Origin of the sequence: Paenibacillus sp. NRS-1760 (assembly GCF_050467785.1) — a bacterium.
Taxonomy (GTDB): Bacteria; Bacillota; Bacilli; order Paenibacillales; family Paenibacillaceae; genus Pristimantibacillus.
In genome coordinates, this window is sequence record NZ_JBITPK010000009.1 from 166,308 (window position 1) to 184,154 (window position 17,847).

Genomic DNA, 17,847 nt, shown 5'->3' on the forward strand with positions numbered 1-17,847 from the left:
CGTCTGCCCCCTATGATCGATCAATCCTTTTCGTCGCTACTAATCATAGCAACAAATTTACAATTTGGACATAGAGCAGAAGAAGGCAATGAACGTACCGCTTAAAAAAGTCCTACTATACTTGGAGGTAACCATGAGCGAAATAAAGACGACAGAAGAAATAGAGCAAGTTGTTGAGCAGGGTGTCCACAATTATAGCAGTGAAGAGCAATGGGTGAAGCCAGAGGACCCGCTTCTGCAGGAGCGGCTGGAATGGTTCAAGGATCAGAAGCTGGGCCTTATGATGCACTGGGGGCCTTATTCACAGTTAGGTGTAGTTGAATCATGGGCGCTTAGTGACAAGGATGAGGAATGGTCACGCGATGGCATCGATTGGAATGTAGACGCAGAGGAATTGAAGCGGCAGTATTTTGGGCTAAACAAAACCTTTAACCCGCTTCGCTTTCAGCCTGAGCTATGGGCAGATCTTGCTGCGGAGAATGGCTTTAAGTATTTAAATTTTACAACCAAGCATCATGATGGCTTCTGCATGTGGGATACCCATACGACGGATTACCGGATTACGAGCCCAGATTGTCCCTTCCATTCGCACAAGTACGCCGATATTTGCAAGCAGCTGTTTGATGCTTTCCGCGCTAAGGGCTTAGCTATATCTGCATACTTCTCGAAGGCAGATTGGCATACGCCATATTACTGGGCGCCAGGCATGGAGCGTGGGTCGTTTACCGCGCGCGGACCTTCCTATGACCCGAAGCAACATCCACATTTGTGGGAGCAATTCGTTCAGTTCACCCATGCGCAAATTATGGAGTTGATGACGAAATATGGCCGCATCGATATGTTATGGCTCGATGCAGGTTGGGTTAACGATTACCGCGATCAAAACATCCGATTAGGCGAGGTGGTTGAGAAGGCGCGGGAAATTCAGCCTTGGCTGCTCTCGGCTGACCGCACGGTCGGCGGCCCTTATGAAAATGTCATAACACCAGAGCAGACATTGCCTGAGCGTCCGCTTAACGTGCCGTGGGAGAGCTGTATTACGATGGGCACTTCCTTCTCCTTCCGTTATGAGGACAATTACAAGACGGTTCGACAGCTAATCCATCTGCTCGTTGAAATCGTTGCGAAAGGCGGAAACCTAGCATTGAATGTTGGTCCGCAGCCTGACGGCAGGTTGTCGACTACAGCCATTAGCCGAATCAAAGGGATGGGCGATTGGTTGAAGGTTTATGGTGAGGCAATCTATGGAACACGAATTTGCGAGCCTTTTTCTGCTGACAATTGCCACTTTACGAGAAAAGGAGATACGGTTTATGCCTTTTATTTGTACAAGGATGAAAAAGAAGCTGTGAAAGAGGAATTATACCTCCCTATACAGAAGTCTTTCAGCCAGATTGATCTCGTAGGTGGACAAGACCATTTGCAGTACAGCCAAGCAGAAAACGGCATTATTGTCCGTTTGCCAGTGAATGAATACTCAGAACAAGCACCAATCGCGCATGTGTTTCGGATTCGTTAATCGAGAGGGGTAGTCTGCTATGCAGCAATGGTTTAAGGAAGCAAAGCTAGGTATTTTTATTCATTATGGTATTTATGCAGTAGATGGAGTCTCGGAGTCATGGTCGTTCTATAACGGAAGAATGAGCTATGACGATTATATGAAACAATTGGACGGCTTTACGGCTTCGAAGTTCGATGCGGACAAATGGGCTGATTTAATTGAGCAATCGGGAGCGAAGTACGCAGTGCTTACGACCAAGCACCACGACGGCGTAGCATTGTTTGATACACAGTACAGCGACCTTAGCGTTGTGAAGAAAACGCCGGCAAAGCGGGATCTGATCAAGGAATATGCGGAAGCCGTCACGAAAAGAGGGATTCGACTTGGGATGTATTATTCACTTATCGACTGGTCGCATCCCGATTATCCATCCGTGTTTGAAGGTGGCAAGGTGCCGGATGACTTGTCTAAGGTTAACAAATTTTCGAGCCCGATAGATGGTGTTCAGGATGAAGAAAAATGGAATGCTTTCCTGAAGTTTAACAATGATCAGCTGCGGGAGGTTTTAACGAACTATGGGAAGGTTGATCTTCTTTGGTTCGACGGCGATTGGGAACGCAGCGCTGAGCAGTGGAATTTGCCCGAATTCAAGCAATATCTGCAATCGTTTAACCCAGACATTATTATCAACTCGCGCCTGCAAGGTTACGGGGATTACAAGACGCCGGAGCAAGGGATTCCGATAACGCGGCCGGAGGGGCCTTGGGAGTTTTGCACAACCATTAATAGTTCGTGGGGGTATGTGCCGACGGACGATAAATATAAATCATTAAATCAAATCATTCGAATGTTCTGTGATTGCATTACCTTGGGCGGCAACATGCTGCTTGATATCGGGCCGATGGAGGATGGAACGATAGATAAACGACAAGAGGATATTTTGCTGGGATTAGGCGAATGGATTCGAACGCACGAAGAAGCGGTATTTGGGACAGACGAAGGCATTATGACCCGCTATTATTTGGGCGGCAGCACCATATCCAAAGATAAAAAGTCACTGTATCTGTTTGTGTATGATGATCCGAAAGAGAATGTATGCCTAAAGGGATTATGCAACAAGATCAAAAAGATTACGGTGCTGCATTCCGGCAAAGAGCTTACGCATGAAATTCATGGCGGGGTGCCGTGGTTCAATATTCCGGGGACGACATGGATTCATCTGACAGCGGAAGACACTCACAAGCAAGTGACCGTGCTTAAGCTGGAATTTGATGAGGAGCTTGATATGTATGGTGGTTCAGGCGCAGTTGTAACGCATAACTAATCAAGTGATCTGTCTACTTAGGAGGAAGAAACGATGAAAATTGGATTAAGTTCTTACAGCTTGCTAAGCGCCATAAAATCGGGAGAGATGAGCATTCTTGATGCCATCTCTTGGATAGCCGATAACGGCGGCGAGCATATGGAGATTGTTCCATATGGCTATACGCTCGTTGACAACCCTGAGCTGGCGGATGCTGTACGCGAGAAAGCAAAGGAGGTTGGCATTGCCCTCTCCAACTATTCGATGCCGGCGAACTTCGTGCAAGATACGGAGCAATTGTTTGAAGAGGAAGTCGCGCGGGTCAAGCTGCATGTTGATCTTGTGCATCGACTCGGCATGAATCATATGCGGCATGATGTAACCGCCTTCACCATTCCGCAGGAGAAGATGACGATACGGTGGTTCGAGGAGAACCTGCATCTCATGGTGAAGGGCAGCCAGCTCATCGCGGACTATGCCGCGCAATACGGCATTACAACGACGATAGAGAATCATGGCTTCAGCGTACAGTCCAGCGACCGGGTTCAACGTGTTCTTCATGCGGTAGACCGGCCGAACTTTAAGACGACACTCGATATCGGCAACTTTATGTGCGTGGATGAGAATTCGATCATCGGCGTTAAGAAAAACTTGCCTTATGCATCACTTATCCATTTCAAAGATTTCTACTTCCGTCCATATGATCAGCATCCGGGTGACGGTGATTGGTTTTTGACCTCGAACGGTAACTACCTGCGCGGTGCGATTGTAGGTCAAGGGGATATTGAGATCCGTAAAATCGTGAAGCTTATTAAGGAATCGGGTTACGATGGTTATATGACGATCGAATTCGAAGGCATGGAGGAGTGCAAATCCGCCTCCCGCATTGCGATGGACAACCTGCGCCGCTTCTGGCATGAATGTGTACTTTAAGCGAGCTTCATCATTTTCAAAGATTCATAGCAATTCAAACGGAGGGATAACATGAATTTAAGCGGATTGCAGGAGCCGAACATCGAATATGCACCCAAACATTATGTATGTCGCCGCGCGGCGGAGCCGCTCATTCTTGACGGGCGAGTAGATAAGCCGTTCTGGTCAGCAGCGGACTGGACAGACGATTTTGTCGATATCGAAGGCGATCTTCGGCCAAAACCTGCGAAGCAGACCCGCGTGAAAATGCTGTGGGATGACGACTATTTCTATTTTGCGGCAGAATTGATTGAAGACGAGATTTGGGCGACATTGACGGAGCGGGATTCGGTCATTTTTTATGATAATGATTTTGAAATATTTATTGATCCCGATGGCGACAGCCACAATTATTATGAGTTTGAAATTAACGCGCTGAACACCGTGTGGGATCTGCTGCTGGTTAAGCCATACCGCGACGGCGGTCCGCCGATTAACGGCTGGGACATTAGCGGGCTTCAGACAGCTGTACATATTGATGGCGAGCTGAATCGGCCGGAAGCAGCGAATCGGAAGTGGAGCGTTGAGGTAGCGATGCCTTGGAGAAGCTTGCGCGAATGCGCGCCTGAAGGCAGAGCGCCAGTAAATGGCGAGTTTTGGCGCTTCAATTTCTCCCGCGTTGAATGGCGCGTTGAAGTGAAGGATGGCGAATACCGCAAGATCATCAATCCGGATACGGGCAAATCCTATCCAGAGGACAACTGGGTTTGGTCTCCGATGGGACTTATTAATATGCATTATCCTGAGCTATGGGGTTATGTCATGTTTGCAGGGGAAGATGGCCCGGATTCGTTTGAACAGCCGCCGGATGAACGCATAAAGTGGGAGCTGCGCAAGCTCTATTATCGTGAGCGCAATTACTTCGCAAGTCACGGTGAATTTACTGCGGATGCGGAATCGTTGATGCATGGCGGAGAGCAGTGGAGCATATTGCCTGCCATTGAGACGACCCGCTCCATGTTCCAAATCACAACGCCGTCTAGCGATGGGAAGTCGAGCTTCTGCATTAGGCAAGACGGAAAGCTATGGAAGGAGTGAGTTCGCATGACATTGCAAACCTCTGTATTCTCATTAGAGCAAGCGTCGATGGAGCTGATTGAACGCAAGTTTCGTGAGAAGCAGCTGCTCGCTAAGGCGAGAGAGCATGAGCTGTTTGATATTTTTCAGCAGCCGCTAACGGATGAAGAGACATGGGCGCTCAAATATTTGTACGCCTATATGCCTGTAAACGATATGGCTGATTATGACGGTACGTTATTTCTAAGCCATGTGCGGCAGACGCTGGACATTCGGGGAAAAGTGCCTTGGGGGAAACGGGTGCCGGATCATCTCTTCCTGCATTTTGTGTTGCCCTACCGTGTGAACACGGAGAACATCGAGGATTCACGCGGTATCTTGTACAGTGAACTGGCGGAGCGTACCGCGCATTTGTCGATGGAGGATGCGATTCTGGAGACGAACTACTGGTGCCATGAGAAGGCAAACTACATTGGCAGCGATCTGCGGACGATCTCGCCGCTTACGATGATTCGAAATGCTCGAGGCCGGTGTGGTGAGGAATCGACACTTGCTGTTGCAGCGCTTCGGAGCATTGGCATTCCTGCTCGCCAAGTGTATACCCCGCGCTGGGCGCATTGTGACGATAACCATGCTTGGGTAGAAGCTTGGGCTGACGGGCAGTGGCACTATATCGGCGCTTGCGAGCCGGAAGCTCGCCTTGATCAAGGCTGGTTCACTCCTCCAGCCCGGCGGGCAATGCTGATCAATACTCGGGTATTCGCAAATTACCCGGGCCCTGAGGATATCACGCTTGCGGATAATTGGTTTACAGAAATTAATTTGCTTGAGGGTTATGCGCCTACTCGAAGCATTACTGTCACTGTGAAGGATGAGCTGAATGAACCGGTCAGCGGCGCGAATGTTTATTTTGAGCTCTACAATATGGCTGAATTTTATCCGATTGCTGAGCTGAAGACAAACGAGCTGGGTGAGGCTGCGTTTAAGACAGGCTACGGAGATCTGTTGATTCGTGCTGTGATGGATGGCAAGTGGGGAGAAAAGAAGATTACAGTTCGTGATCGTGTGCGCTTCGATATTGTTCTGGATCAAGTGCAGCAGCCCGAAGGGATAACTGACTTTGATATGGTTCCGCCTCCTGAACGTAATGGCAAAGCTCTTGATGTGCTTTCTGAGGAGAAGGTTCAGCGGCATAATAGCCGTCTGGAAGAAGGAACGGGCATCCGAAGCAGCTATGAACAAACATTTCTAAGCGAAGCGCAGGCGTCGGATATTGCCGAGGCTGCTGGTCTTCCGCAGGAGCGGGTGTGGGATGTACTGCGCAAGGCACGGGGAAATAGCCGCGAGATCGCAGCCTTCTTGCAGGAACGCTCCGCTGAATTTGGAGAATGGCCGCTTAAGCTGCTGGAGAGCTTGAACGAGAAGGATCTTTCCGATTCGTTCCGCAAGGATCTTGACGATCATCTCATCGGTTCGCTGTCACAGCGCGGCGAGCTTCCCGAAGACATCTTCTTGCGGTACATCCTTTGTCCGCGAGTGTTATATGAAATGATCGTGCCTTATAAGCATTTTTTCCAAGAGGTGTTCACTGAAGCACAAGTAGCATTGTTCCGGCAAAATGCTGCTGAGCTTGTACGCCATCTGGAGTCAGAGTGGTCGTTGTGGGAGGACCTTCCCAATCTGAAGGGCAGAGGCAACCCAGTTGGTACCTTTAAGATCAAGAAAGGGGATCAGGCTTCTCTCGATATTATGTTTGTGGCGATCTGCCGCAGCATAGGCATTCCAGCACGCTTGCATCCGAGTGAGCAGAAGCCGCAATACATGGCGATGGCTAACGGTGGCTGGCAGGATGCGTTATTTGCAAATCGAGCGATGCAGCAATTGGAGCAGAAGGAAAACGGCAAGCTGCGACTTCTTAAAGATAACGAGTCATCCGATGAAGCTCCGGCAGCTTCGTACTCTGAGAACTTCACGTTCGCCCGGCTGGAGAACGGCATATATAAAACGTTGGTCTACCCTAATGGGAAATCTGATGTATACGATGAGCCGTTCGAACTTGCGCAAGGCAGCTATCGATTGACCACAGGTATTCGGCTAAAAGATGGCACCGCATGCGTTCGCTTTTCCTATTTCGAGCTGGGTGCAGGAGAACAATTGGATATTCCGCTGACTTTCCGAAGTGCGAAGCAAGGTATTCCAGTACTTGGGAAGCTGAACAGAAACGATACGTTTACGATGCTCGATGGTTCAGACCGATCGATTGGTGAGCTTATCGGCATGAATGGGGCAATTGTTGCTTGGCTGGAGCCAGAACGTGAGCCTACCAAACATTTATTCCGTGAACTTAGCGAACTTGCTGAGCCGTTGACCGAACTTGGAGCGCCGATTGTGCTTGTCGTAGGTGATTCCGAATGGACGGCATCTTTTGATCCTTCTCGTTATAAGGGGTTGCCTTCGCGTACCGTGTTTGTTCGTGATTCCACTTACGCGTCTTTGCCGGACTTTATAGCAGTGCCGCCAGCTAGCGAAGCGGGTTTCCCGCATCTGCTCGTACTGGATAGCCAAGATCAAATTCGTTATACAGCATCAGGATACAAGATCGGTACGGGAAAAGAAGCATTGCAGATTCTCACTAGCATATGGCAGCAGCCAACGAAACGGAGTGATACGTAATGGCAAGTCGAAAATATATTGTGGCGGGTTATGCATCAGATTCGAAGCTTCCAGACATGACGCGGGAAGATTTAACGAAGCTCACCCATTTGAATGTGGCATTTGGCCATGTGCGCAATGATGAAATTATTACAGAGCATTTGAAAAATATTGATGTTCTTCGCAGGATTAAACACGAGCATCCAGAGCTGACTATTCTATTGTCTGTCGGCGGATGGAGCGCAGGCGGGTTTTCTGAAGCAGCATCTACCGCTGAAGGGAGGAGTCGCTTCGCAGATTCGGCAGTTCGTGTATTAATGAGCTATCCATTCGATGGAGTCGATCTCGACTGGGAGTATCCTTGTTATGGTGAAGCGGGCATAGCGTCGAGTCCAGATGATAAGACCAATTTCACTCTGCTGCTCAAAACCATCCGCGAAGCTTTGGACGAGAAGGGCGCAAGTGACGGGAAACATTATCTGCTTACGATTGCGGCAGGCGCGGACCAATATTACGTAGACGGTACGGAAATGGATCAAGTCCAGCAATACTTGGATTTTGTTCAGCTGATGACCTACGATATGCGCGGTGGATTTCAAATTTTAACGGGGCATCATACGAATCTGTATACTCCAACCGGAGATTTATTCCGCATCAGTACGGATGCATCCGTTAATTTGTTCATCCGAGCAGGCGTGCCGAAGGAGAAGATTGTGATAGGCGCGGCGTTTTATACTCGGGTTTGGCATAACGTTCCTAATCGCGCCAATGGGCTTCATCAAATGGCGGGCAGCACAGGCGGATATGGACCGGATTTCACCAAGCTTGCAGCGGAATACATCAATAAAAACAATTATGTTCGATATTGGGACGACGAAGCGAAGGCGCCATACCTCTACGACGGAAGCAGCTTTATCTCTTACGACGACGAACAATCGCTGCATCATAAATGTGAGTATGTGAAAGCAAGTGAGCTTGGCGGCGTAATGTTCTGGGAATACAGCTGCGATGAAACGCACCGTTTGCTCCACGCGATATATGAAGGGCTTAAGGAGTAGCTGGATTGGGAAGTTGCTTTGTGGTATCGGTGCGGCTCTGAAGCACAAGAGGAAGTCAGTTTTTCAAAATAAGCCTACTTTCTAGTCCTATATTCTGCGAAAACTCATGTTTGTTGAAAATAGGTATAGATTCTAGCGCTATTTTTACTGAATCGGTGCATAGTGGGGCATTTGGCGTGTTGTGAGTAGAAATAAGACTAATTTCTAATCCTATTTCCGCGAAAAGTGCATGTTTGTTGAAAATAGGTCTAGATTTTATCGCTATTTTTACTGAATCGACGTATAGTCGGGCATTTGGCGAGTTATGAGTTGATATAAGACTAATTTCTAGTCCTATTTCCGCGAAAAGCTCATGTTTGTTGAAAATAGGTCTAGATTCTAGCGCTATTTTTACTGAATCGACGCATAGTGGGGTATTTGTCGGGTTGTGGGCGGAAAAGTGTAAGAGGAGGTTGTCCCGCAAGTAGTATGATCTTGTGGGGCAACCTCCTCTTTAATAGTCCGATCAAACTTTTCATCAGCGCTAAACCTCGCCGTCTCCTGCACCGAACCCCAGCAGTTTCGGCTGGCGAAGCAGGCCGCTATCCGTAAACTCGAGTGCGGTCACCCTGCATGGGAAATGTACGGCAAGCCAGACTACGTCGGATTTCTTCATGCCTTGCGAAAGCGACGGGAAGGGGCAATCTCCCGGGTGGTCATGCATGAACTGGAGCAGCAATTTTTTGGAGGCGTTATCTAGTCCAGAGACATGCCCAATATATTTATTCTCATATTGCAGCACGAGGCTCGACACGAGGCCATCCCTTAATTTTACCCCAACAACGTCCGCGACGATTCGTACTTCCTTCCGTTTCTTGAACCAATCTTTATGGCCTTTGCCCTCGCTGTAAGGACTATCCAGACGCTTCGATATGAGCCCTTCCCACTCCCGCTCGATAAGCCATTCCCATAAGGACTGACCATCATCAAACAAGTCGGTGACGAACAAGCGCGGCGATTTTTCAGGAAACTTGGCAGCAAGCCGGCTATAACGATCACGGAAGGGAAGGCTGCGCAAATCTTCACCGTTATCATTGAGCATATCAAACATGACGAATAAGAGATCATCTTTGCCTGACCTTTTCTGTACGCCTAGGCGGCTGCGCTGAAAGTTTGGACGAGTACCGTCAAAATAGACGATTTCACCATCAAGGATGCAAGGCCCAACACGCAGCGGCGACAAGAGAGCTACAATTTCAGGGAAAGTGGTATTTCGCGGCTCTACTCGTTTGGAAAATAGTTCAACACCGCCGCTGCCATCTAATCGAGCGAGCGTTCGAACGCCATCCCATTTGATTTGATATCCCCACTCCGAGCCCGTAGGGATATCGGCCGAAGTAACTGGCGCCATGGGCACCTTCGGCAGAGGAAGCAAAGACATCGTGTTCATTATCCAGCATCCTTCGTTTTTCTAGTGGTGCTCTTCCGTTTCTTTGGAGCAGCAGGTGGCGTTTTGGCCGCTTCAAGGGAAGCTTGCAGCGCAGCCATCAAGTCAATGACATTCGTCCGTCCAACAGCCGGAGCTGAGACCATATCAACGCTTTCGCCCGCCATTTTATGCTGAATAGCTTCAAGCATGGCAGCCCGGTAATCATCGGTATATTTTTCAGGATGAAACGGTTCAGACAGCTGCTCAATGAGCTGTTTTGCCATTTGCAGTTCCTTTTCATTGACATTAGCCAGCCCAGGCAGGTTAGGCACTTCTGCTAGCGGCCGAATTTCATCTGGATAATGCATCGTCTCCATGCATAAGCAGTTTCCGACAACGCGAATCGCCGCCAAGCTGCTTTTGCTGCGGATCGATATTTTGGCGATGCCGATTTTACCTGTTTGCTTGATCGCTTCAAGCAGCAGCGTATAAGCTCCAGCCCCTGACATGTCGGGAGAGAGGTAATAAGCTTTTTGATAATAGAGAGGATCGATATCCGTTAAATCGACAAAGTCGAGAATTTGAATAACCCGTGCAGATTCAGGCTTTAGCGCTTCAAGCTCCTCTTCATTAAAGAGGACAAACTTGTCCTTCTCGTATTCAAAACCTTTAGCGATATCCTCTGGTTTAACGGCTTCATCGCAGTGAGGACAAGTCTTCACATAGGAAATAGGCATGCCACAAACCTTATGTATTTGGCGGAAATGAATATCCTTATCTTCTGTTGCTGTAAACATTTTTACAGGCACATGAACCAATCCAAAGCTAATCGCACCTTTCCAAACTGTATGCATACAATCCCCGCCCTGCTTTTTTTCCATAGGATGCGCGCGTTTGGTTAAAGTATACGAGGAATGGACAATCTCACCATATCAAGCCGATAACAAAAAGACCCTTCGCAAGCTCATTTGAACTTGTGAAAGGTCTCTATGCTAACGTTATTTATCGCTTTTTTGCTCGTTTTTGGCAAGCTGCTGCCGAAGCTCTGCATTTTTTGCAGCTAATTGTTTCGTTAAAGCAGCCTGCGAAGCATCAATTCTGGCTACCTCTTCGTTTAATTTCGTAATTTGAGTCATCTTGCTGCTAAGGTCGGTGGGGGAAGAGCTCATTTTGATGTTTTTTTGCAGTTGTTTTATTTTAGAGAGAGCTTTCTCTTTTTTGCTTTTATCGTTGCTGGTTTGCTTCTGCATGTCAGCGATTTCTCTTTTTAAGCGGCTGATAATGGATGTAGTGAAGCTAATGGACATAAGGGCACCTCATAATCGTATAGTGTTGCATCGCCCCATTTTACTATAAATCGCTCGTTTAAGCGAGAAAGAAAGACCCGGAAGAATGCCACCAAAATAAGGTGCTCTCCCGGGTCTCCGTTCATGCAAACGGTTTAGGCTGCTGTTAGTTTATTGATTGAGCTCTTGTTTGTGTTCCTGACTGTCCATGCTGTTCACGCTGTTCATGCTTTTCTTGCGAACGGTCGGTCTAATAAATCGTCCAAGAAGCATAAATAATGGCGAGGTTTCGAGTTCGACAAGATTGAGCATCTCCGCCCAGTTAAAGATGACCAGAAACGGCAGTAATCCAATGGCCAGTATGCCGAATATCAGTCCGACGGAAACATTTCGAAGCATTTTACCAATTGTCATGCTCTCATCTCCAATCTTGCGGATTCTCTCACCTTTACATTATACGCCCCTTCCGAGGCGCCATTCAACCGTACCCTTCAATTGCCGATTATTAAGGAGCATACTTGTGCCAGCAAATCATACTGAAGTATTATTAAACCTTGTACCCCATATCGTGAACTCCGATCAACCTATAGAGCAGCGATCATTCACGGGAAAGGAGCTTATTTTGAAGGTAAAAAGCTTGTACCACAACTATGTCAAAAATAATCTTTTCATGAAAATGATTTTGTTGTTTGCATTGATCACAACAGTGACGATCGTAACCTTTTCGTATTTTATGTTTAATGTCATGTCAGAGTCGATCGTACGCAATGAGCTTGAAAATCAGAAAAAAGCGATTGATAGCGTGAATAGCTACATGGCTCGTAAATTTGAATCGGTGGAGTCCATTATGCTTGATGTGTATCGGAATGAAGCCTTATCCCTTCATCTTACTTACTTTCTTCAAAATCCGTTCGAGGATTACATCAATTATCAATTGGATCAATATGCCTCTTCTATTAATATCGACATGCCGAAGGGGCTGGATTATTTTGAAAATAAGGTTGAAAATGATGCCGATATCGAGAACCTGCTGCTGTACAGCTCGGAAAGGCAGTTTTTGTACGCATACAAGCAGGGGCATGTAACGAAGTTAATATCTACAAATGCCGCACATTCCTATATCCCGGATGCCATGGCGATGGAAGCAAGTAAAGTAACGCTGCCGAATGCATGGGTACGAACGGCAATTGGACAGCAGGATCCAAAGCTATTCGCGATACGTGTCCCCATTACGGACAAAAATACGCTAAAAAACCTAGGACAGCTGCTCGTTTATTTCAACTCAGAACGGATTCAAAAAGCACTTGAGAGCTATAAAGAGCAATTAAAGGGCTATATTCTTGTCCTCGGACCAACAGGGGAAGTGCTCTTCGATTCCTCAGACAACTTTTATGGCAAACGCTACCCTTATATCGATAAAATTGATTCCTTGAATGACACTGTGATGCTTGAGCAGGAATCTTATGTCAAGATGTTCACGCAAACCGAAGCGGGTTATACCGTAGTTGGTGTAGCGCCGAAGGCGGAGGTGGCTGCTGCCTATCAAGGCCTGAAGCACACGATTACTTTGATTAGTATCATTTGTATCATTATGGTGCTGCTGGTTCCGACCTTGGTTGTTATCAATTTCGCGAAAAGAACGAATAAAATAATACGATTTATGCGCAAAGTGGAGAACGGCGACTTGTCCGCACGCATCCAAGACGAGAAAGAGGACGAGCTTGGGCAAATTTCCAGAAGCTTTAACGATATGCTCGGCGAGCTGACAAAACATATCGACCGCGTCTATAAAGCGGAGATTAAACAAAAGCATACAGAGCTTGCTGCACTGCAGGCTAGAGTGAATCCACACTTTTTGTACAATACGCTCGAAGTGATTCGGATGCGGGCCGTATCGCAAGGAGCGAAGGACGTAGGCGAAATGATATACAGCTTATCGGTGTTATTCAAAAGCTTCGTTCAGCCCAAAGGCGAAAACACGCTCAAGGATGAGCTAGAGACTTCGCGCCTCTATTTGGAGCTGTTTCGGATTCGTTATAAGGACAAGCTGTCTTACGAAATTCATTGCGATCAGAGCTTGGCTAGCAAAAATATAATGCGAATGGCGCTGCAGCCGATCATTGAAAATTACGTTGTGCATGGTCTAGAAGCGCGCAGGCCGGATAACCAAGTGAAAATAAATGTTCGGCAGATAGAGGATCGCATACAAATTCAAGTCGAGGATAATGGCAGAGGTATAGCGCCTGGGCGACTCGCGTCCATTCGTGAGTCGATGGACATGCTGGAGGAAAGCGGCGATTCTTTTGGTCTTCGCAGTGTGCATGAGAGACTGAAGCTGCTGTACGGAACGGAATATGGTGTTGAAATTAACAGCACGCCAGGCGTCGGAACGATCGTAACGATTGAATTCCCAGTGCTAGAGGAGGCGCAGCATGTATAGAGTATTTCTTGTAGATGACGAGCCGTTTATTATAGAAGGCTTGTACGACATTATTGATTGGGCGGCGTTTGGCCTTGAAATCGTCGGTTCAGCGGAAAATGGCCAGGATGCGCTTGAAGCGTTGAAGGAGTCATCGGCTGATATTTTGCTTACGGATATTTCAATGCCTGTGATGGACGGCTTAACTTTGATTCGTGAAGCAAGGCAATTCCGGCCGGATTTGAAGGTCATTATTTTGAGCGGCTTCAACGAATTTGACTATATCAAGTCAGGGCTTAAGCTTGGTGTGGAAAATTATTTGCTTAAACCGATTAATATTGACGAGCTGCAGGAGACGCTGGCTAATACAATCGACAAATTGAACACAACAAGACCAGACCGATTATTTAGTGATTATGATATTCGCATTCTTAGGGATAATATATTGTATCGGTGGCTGACTGGACGCATTGCGCCAAATGAGCTGATCGAACGTACCGATATGCTTGAAATCCGGCTGGATGCTCCTTATCTTGTGACTGCGATTATTCGTACTGAAAGTCAGTTCGAGCCGTCCTATGAAGCCGTACAGCGGCTTGCCATGGAAGATCCGTCGATGCTGCCGTTTGTGGACATTGATGGCGACTTGGTTATCGTGTTTATGCTGGAGGACAAGGAGCTGGGTAAGGAAAAGGCGATGACCATGCTTGAAAATATGCAGAAGCGGTTCGCTCCGAGCCCGATGCGTATTTCGCTTGGCAGTGTGGAGGCGGTAGGCGAGGGTGCGCCGCAGAGCTACGCGCATGCGAAGAAAGCGCAGGAATATTTCTTATTATCCGACGAGCCGGCTATTTTGGACTATAGCTTGTTATCGGAGAAGAACAGCATTGAGAATGTAACGTCGCAGCCGCTGAATTGGTCCTTATTCTCGAAGCTGATTAAGGCGAAAGATCTAGAGCAGCTTTATGCGGCAATCGATGCTGAATTTGAGCATTATCAGACGCTGGACGGCGTTACGCCGGAATATATTCAAAGTATGGCCATTGAGATGATGATACGGTTCAAAATGGAGCTCAAAGAAATTAAGCAGGCAGATCAGCCTGAGCTGTTCAAAGCAGGTTTCACGCAAATCATGCAAGCCGAGACGATTGAAGGGCTCTCCTCCGTCGTCAAAGAAGCAGCTACCTTGACGGTGGATTCGCTTATGCGTGATGTGAAAAGCCCGATCATTCAGCTGCTGCTCGGATATGTGCATGAGAACTATGCACAGGCGCTGTCGCTCAAATCGCTCAGCCAGCAATACAATATCCATCCTGTTTATCTCGGACATCTGTTTCAGAAGGAGACAAATGAAACCTTTACCGAGTACATAAACAAATATCGAATAGGCAAGGCTAAGGAAATGTTGAAGGAGACGAATCTGAAGGTGCAGGAAATTGCGCTTCAGGTCGGCTACTGGGAAACTGGATATTTTTACAAGCAATTTAAGAAATATGTTGGCATTTCGCCGACTGATTACAAAGGACTACTCTAATGCAAGATGGAGTTGTCCTTTCTTTCTTTAATTTGTACACCATACCTTTAATTTGTTCCCTATTTGAAAACCGTTACATCCGTTATTTTTAAGTTAGCCCTAAAACGCATCGCGAATTAAGGTCAGAGCAATAAAGTAAGCGTATGCTTACGCAATTGAATTGTGCTTCGTAACTAGACATAGGGAGGACTTACAATGATTAGAAACAAAAAGAGATTTATGCCGGCGCTTGCGCTGATGCTGGTCATGTCAATCGTGCTTAGCGCGTGCGGCGGAAGCAAAAACGAAGGTGAAGGCACTGCCGAGAAACCAGTAGAACTGCTCTGGTACACAATTGGTACGCCTCAAAAAGATGTGGACAAGGTTATGCAGGAAGTAAGCAAATATACAGCAGAAAAAATTGGTGTTACGGTTAAAATGAGCATGATCGACTGGGGCGATTACTCACAGAAGCTGCAAGTTATGACGGCTTCCGGTGAAGCAGTAGACATTATGTTTACGTCTTCATGGGCGTTTGACTACGTGCAGAACGCAAGAAAAGGCGCATTCATGCAAATCGATGATTTGTTGAAATCGCACGGTCAAGGCATCGTCGATACACTTGATCCTGCCTTCCTTGAAGGTTCCAAAATTGACGGCCACAACTATGGTATCCCTGCTAACAAAGAGCTGCCAGCACAAGAAGTATGGCGCTTTAACAAGCAGTATGTAGACAAGTACAAAATCGATATTTCAAAAGTAAACACACTTGAGAGCCTTGAGCCATTGCTCAAAACGATCAAAGAAAACGAACAAGGCGTATATCCTTTCGCGGTTGATAAAAACCAAATGCCTTACGTGCCATATGACTATGTAATCGAGAAGCTTCCAATGGCTGTTTCCCTCGATACAAAGGATTACAAATTGGTTAACGTTCTAGATACACCAGAAATGAAACAAGCTTTGACTACAATGCACAAATATTATAAAGCTGGCTACATTCCAACTGAAGCAGCAACAATGGATTCGATGACAGATGTTCAAACAACTGGCAAATGGTTCTCAGACCGTGCGACAACTCAGCCTTTCGCTGACAACCTATGGTCTGCAAGCTATGGCTACCCAGTAGTTTCAACTCCTGCAAGCAAAGCGCTTATTTATAACTGGTCTGTTATGGGCTCGATGCAAGCTATTTCGGCTAACTCGAAATATCCGGAAAAAGCAATGGAATTCCTAAACTTGCTGAACACAGATCCTGTGCTTCGCAACATGATTGATTCCGGTATCGAAAACGTTCACTACAAGAAAACAGGCGACAATGTTATGGAAAACCTTGATGAGTCAAAAAACTATGACATGCCAACATTCTCACTCGGTAACGTAATGCTTACGTACTTGAATACAACAGATCCTACGAACAAGTGGGAAGAGTTCAAGAAGTTTAACGATGCAGGAACACCAGCACCTCTTCTTGGCTTCAACTTCGATCCGTCGAAAGTAACGACTGAAATTGCTTCCGTACAAAACGTAAGAGAAGAGTTCTGGGCACCGCTTATGACAGGAACAGTTGATCCTGAGACTTACATCAAACGTGCAAATGAGAAATTTAAAGCAGCTGGACTTGATAAAATCATGGCTGAAGCACAACGTCAGCTTGACGAATGGAAAGCGGCGAACAAGTAAACATGCGGGAGGTATGAAGCGAATGCACGGCATTCGTTTCATACCTTTGCTTATTAATCTGACAACTGAGAGGTGATCACGTGGGAGCCATAGGACGGTTTTTTAAAGATATTAATAAAAATAAAGCGATGTTGATTATGGTGCTGCCAGCAACAATCTGGTTCATCTTCTTCTCTTACTTGCCGATGGCCGGTATGGTTATTGCGTTTAAGGAGTACAGATACAGCCGGGATGGATTTCTTGCCAGCATTATCGAGAGCAAGTGGGTAGGCCTGCAAAACTTCAAATTTCTATTCAGTACCAATGATGCTTACATCATTACACGCAATACCGTCGTTTATAACATCTTCTTTATCGTGCTTGGTCTAGTCATTGCCGTTGCAATGGCGATTATGCTGGCTGAGATTACGAACAAGAAATTAGCAAAAGTATATCAAACAGGTATGTTTCTTCCATACTTCTTATCATGGGTAATTGTTGGTTATTTCGTATTCAGCTTCCTGAGCTTGGATAAGGGCGTTGTGAACCAAGTGTTCAACTGGTTCGGCATCGATCCGATAAACTGGTACTCTGATCCAACCTATTGGCCGATTATTATCGTCGTCGTATTTCTTTGGAAATCAGTCGGCTACAACAGTGTCATCTATTTGGCAGCCATCATGGGTATTGATAAATCCCTTTATGAAGCGGCAATGATCGATGGCGCAAATAAATGGCAGCAAATTCGCAGCATTACGATCCCGATGCTTACACCGCTCATTACAATATTGACGCTGCTTGCAATCGGTAAAATCTTCTATGCGGATTTCGGACTGTTCTATCAAGTGCCAAGGGACTCTGGAACACTCTACAGCGTAACGAATGTTATCGATACTTATGTGTATCGCGGCTTGAAATCAACTGGTGAAATCGGTATGAGTACAGCAGCAGGTTTGTATCAGTCGATCATTGGATTTGTACTCGTTATTACATCGAACGGAATTGTTCGTAAATTCAACAAAGACAATGCTTTGTTCTAGTCTAAAGGCTTTACTG

At 46.6% G+C, this 17,847-nt stretch carries 14 protein-coding genes; 10 read left to right on the plus strand and 4 right to left on the minus strand.

The features are described 5' to 3' along the window. Positions 1-133: 133 nt before the first annotated feature. From ACIFSR_RS10500 to ACIFSR_RS10525, 6 genes are read left to right on the plus strand one after another with little or no spacing between them, the layout of a single operon-like run. The gene (locus tag ACIFSR_RS10500; RefSeq protein WP_339207298.1) at positions 134-1,519 is read left to right on the plus strand and encodes an alpha-L-fucosidase; all 1,386 of its coding nucleotides are present in this window, start codon (positions 134-136) and stop codon (positions 1,517-1,519) included. A gap of 19 nt (positions 1,520-1,538) precedes the next feature. Next, positions 1,539-2,825 carry an alpha-L-fucosidase gene (locus ACIFSR_RS10505; RefSeq protein WP_430057267.1) on the plus strand — a complete coding sequence of 429 codons (1,287 nt, stop codon included), beginning with the start codon at positions 1,539-1,541 and terminating at the stop codon, positions 2,823-2,825. 33 nt (positions 2,826-2,858) lie between these two features. Next, the gene (locus tag ACIFSR_RS10510; protein ID WP_339207303.1) at positions 2,859-3,737 is read left to right on the plus strand and encodes a sugar phosphate isomerase/epimerase family protein; all 879 of its coding nucleotides are present in this window, start codon (positions 2,859-2,861) and stop codon (positions 3,735-3,737) included. Between the two features lie 51 nt (positions 3,738-3,788). Beyond that, positions 3,789-4,814: a carbohydrate-binding family 9-like protein gene (locus tag ACIFSR_RS10515; RefSeq protein ID WP_430057268.1), complete on the plus strand. Its 1,026-nt coding sequence runs from the start codon at positions 3,789-3,791 to the stop codon at positions 4,812-4,814. Positions 4,815-4,820: 6 nt separating this feature from the next. After that, the gene (locus ACIFSR_RS10520; protein WP_430057270.1) at positions 4,821-7,466 is read left to right on the plus strand and encodes a transglutaminase domain-containing protein; all 2,646 of its coding nucleotides are present in this window, start codon (positions 4,821-4,823) and stop codon (positions 7,464-7,466) included. Continuing rightward, the gene (locus tag ACIFSR_RS10525) at positions 7,466-8,503 is read left to right on the plus strand and encodes a glycoside hydrolase family 18 protein (protein WP_430057272.1); all 1,038 of its coding nucleotides are present in this window, start codon (positions 7,466-7,468) and stop codon (positions 8,501-8,503) included. The genes ACIFSR_RS10520 and ACIFSR_RS10525 overlap by 1 nt, the downstream gene beginning before the upstream one ends. A gap of 523 nt (positions 8,504-9,026) precedes the next feature. Here the strand turns inward: ACIFSR_RS10525 and ACIFSR_RS10530 are convergent. From ACIFSR_RS10530 to ACIFSR_RS10545, 4 genes are all read right to left on the minus strand, one after another. Continuing rightward, a complete protein-coding gene (locus tag ACIFSR_RS10530; protein WP_430057274.1) occupies positions 9,027-9,932 on the minus strand; it encodes a DNA ligase in 906 nt (301 codons plus the stop codon). Further along, entirely contained in the window at positions 9,932-10,765 is an 834-nt protein-coding gene (locus tag ACIFSR_RS10535; protein ID WP_430057276.1) for a Ku protein, read from the minus strand. Before ACIFSR_RS10535 ends, ACIFSR_RS10530 begins: the two co-directional genes overlap by 1 nt. A 144-nt stretch (positions 10,766-10,909) precedes the next feature. Next, positions 10,910-11,218, minus strand: coding sequence for a hypothetical protein (locus tag ACIFSR_RS10540; RefSeq protein ID WP_339207312.1), 309 nt, complete (start codon positions 11,216-11,218; stop codon positions 10,910-10,912). Between the two features lie 150 nt (positions 11,219-11,368). Next, positions 11,369-11,611, minus strand: coding sequence for a hypothetical protein (locus ACIFSR_RS10545; protein ID WP_339207313.1), 243 nt, complete (start codon positions 11,609-11,611; stop codon positions 11,369-11,371). Positions 11,612-11,717: 106 nt separating this feature from the next. Here ACIFSR_RS10545 and ACIFSR_RS10550 point away from each other — a divergent pair, with 106 nt between their 5' ends. The 4 genes from ACIFSR_RS10550 to ACIFSR_RS10565 all read left to right on the plus strand — a co-directional run bounded on the left by ACIFSR_RS10550 (position 11,718) and on the right by ACIFSR_RS10565 (position 17,831). Further along, the gene (locus tag ACIFSR_RS10550; RefSeq protein WP_430057279.1) at positions 11,718-13,637 is read left to right on the plus strand and encodes a sensor histidine kinase; all 1,920 of its coding nucleotides are present in this window, start codon (positions 11,718-11,720) and stop codon (positions 13,635-13,637) included. Continuing rightward, on the plus strand, positions 13,630-15,150 hold the full coding sequence (locus ACIFSR_RS10555) for a response regulator (protein ID WP_430057280.1): 1,521 nt from the start codon (positions 13,630-13,632) through the stop codon (positions 15,148-15,150). Before ACIFSR_RS10550 ends, ACIFSR_RS10555 begins: the two co-directional genes overlap by 8 nt. A gap of 195 nt (positions 15,151-15,345) precedes the next feature. Then, entirely contained in the window at positions 15,346-16,812 is a 1,467-nt protein-coding gene (locus ACIFSR_RS10560; protein ID WP_076269713.1) for an ABC transporter substrate-binding protein, read from the plus strand. Between the two features lie 80 nt (positions 16,813-16,892). Beyond that, on the plus strand, positions 16,893-17,831 hold the full coding sequence (locus ACIFSR_RS10565; protein ID WP_179089866.1) for an ABC transporter permease: 939 nt from the start codon (positions 16,893-16,895) through the stop codon (positions 17,829-17,831). The last annotated feature ends 16 nt before the right edge of the window (positions 17,832-17,847 follow it).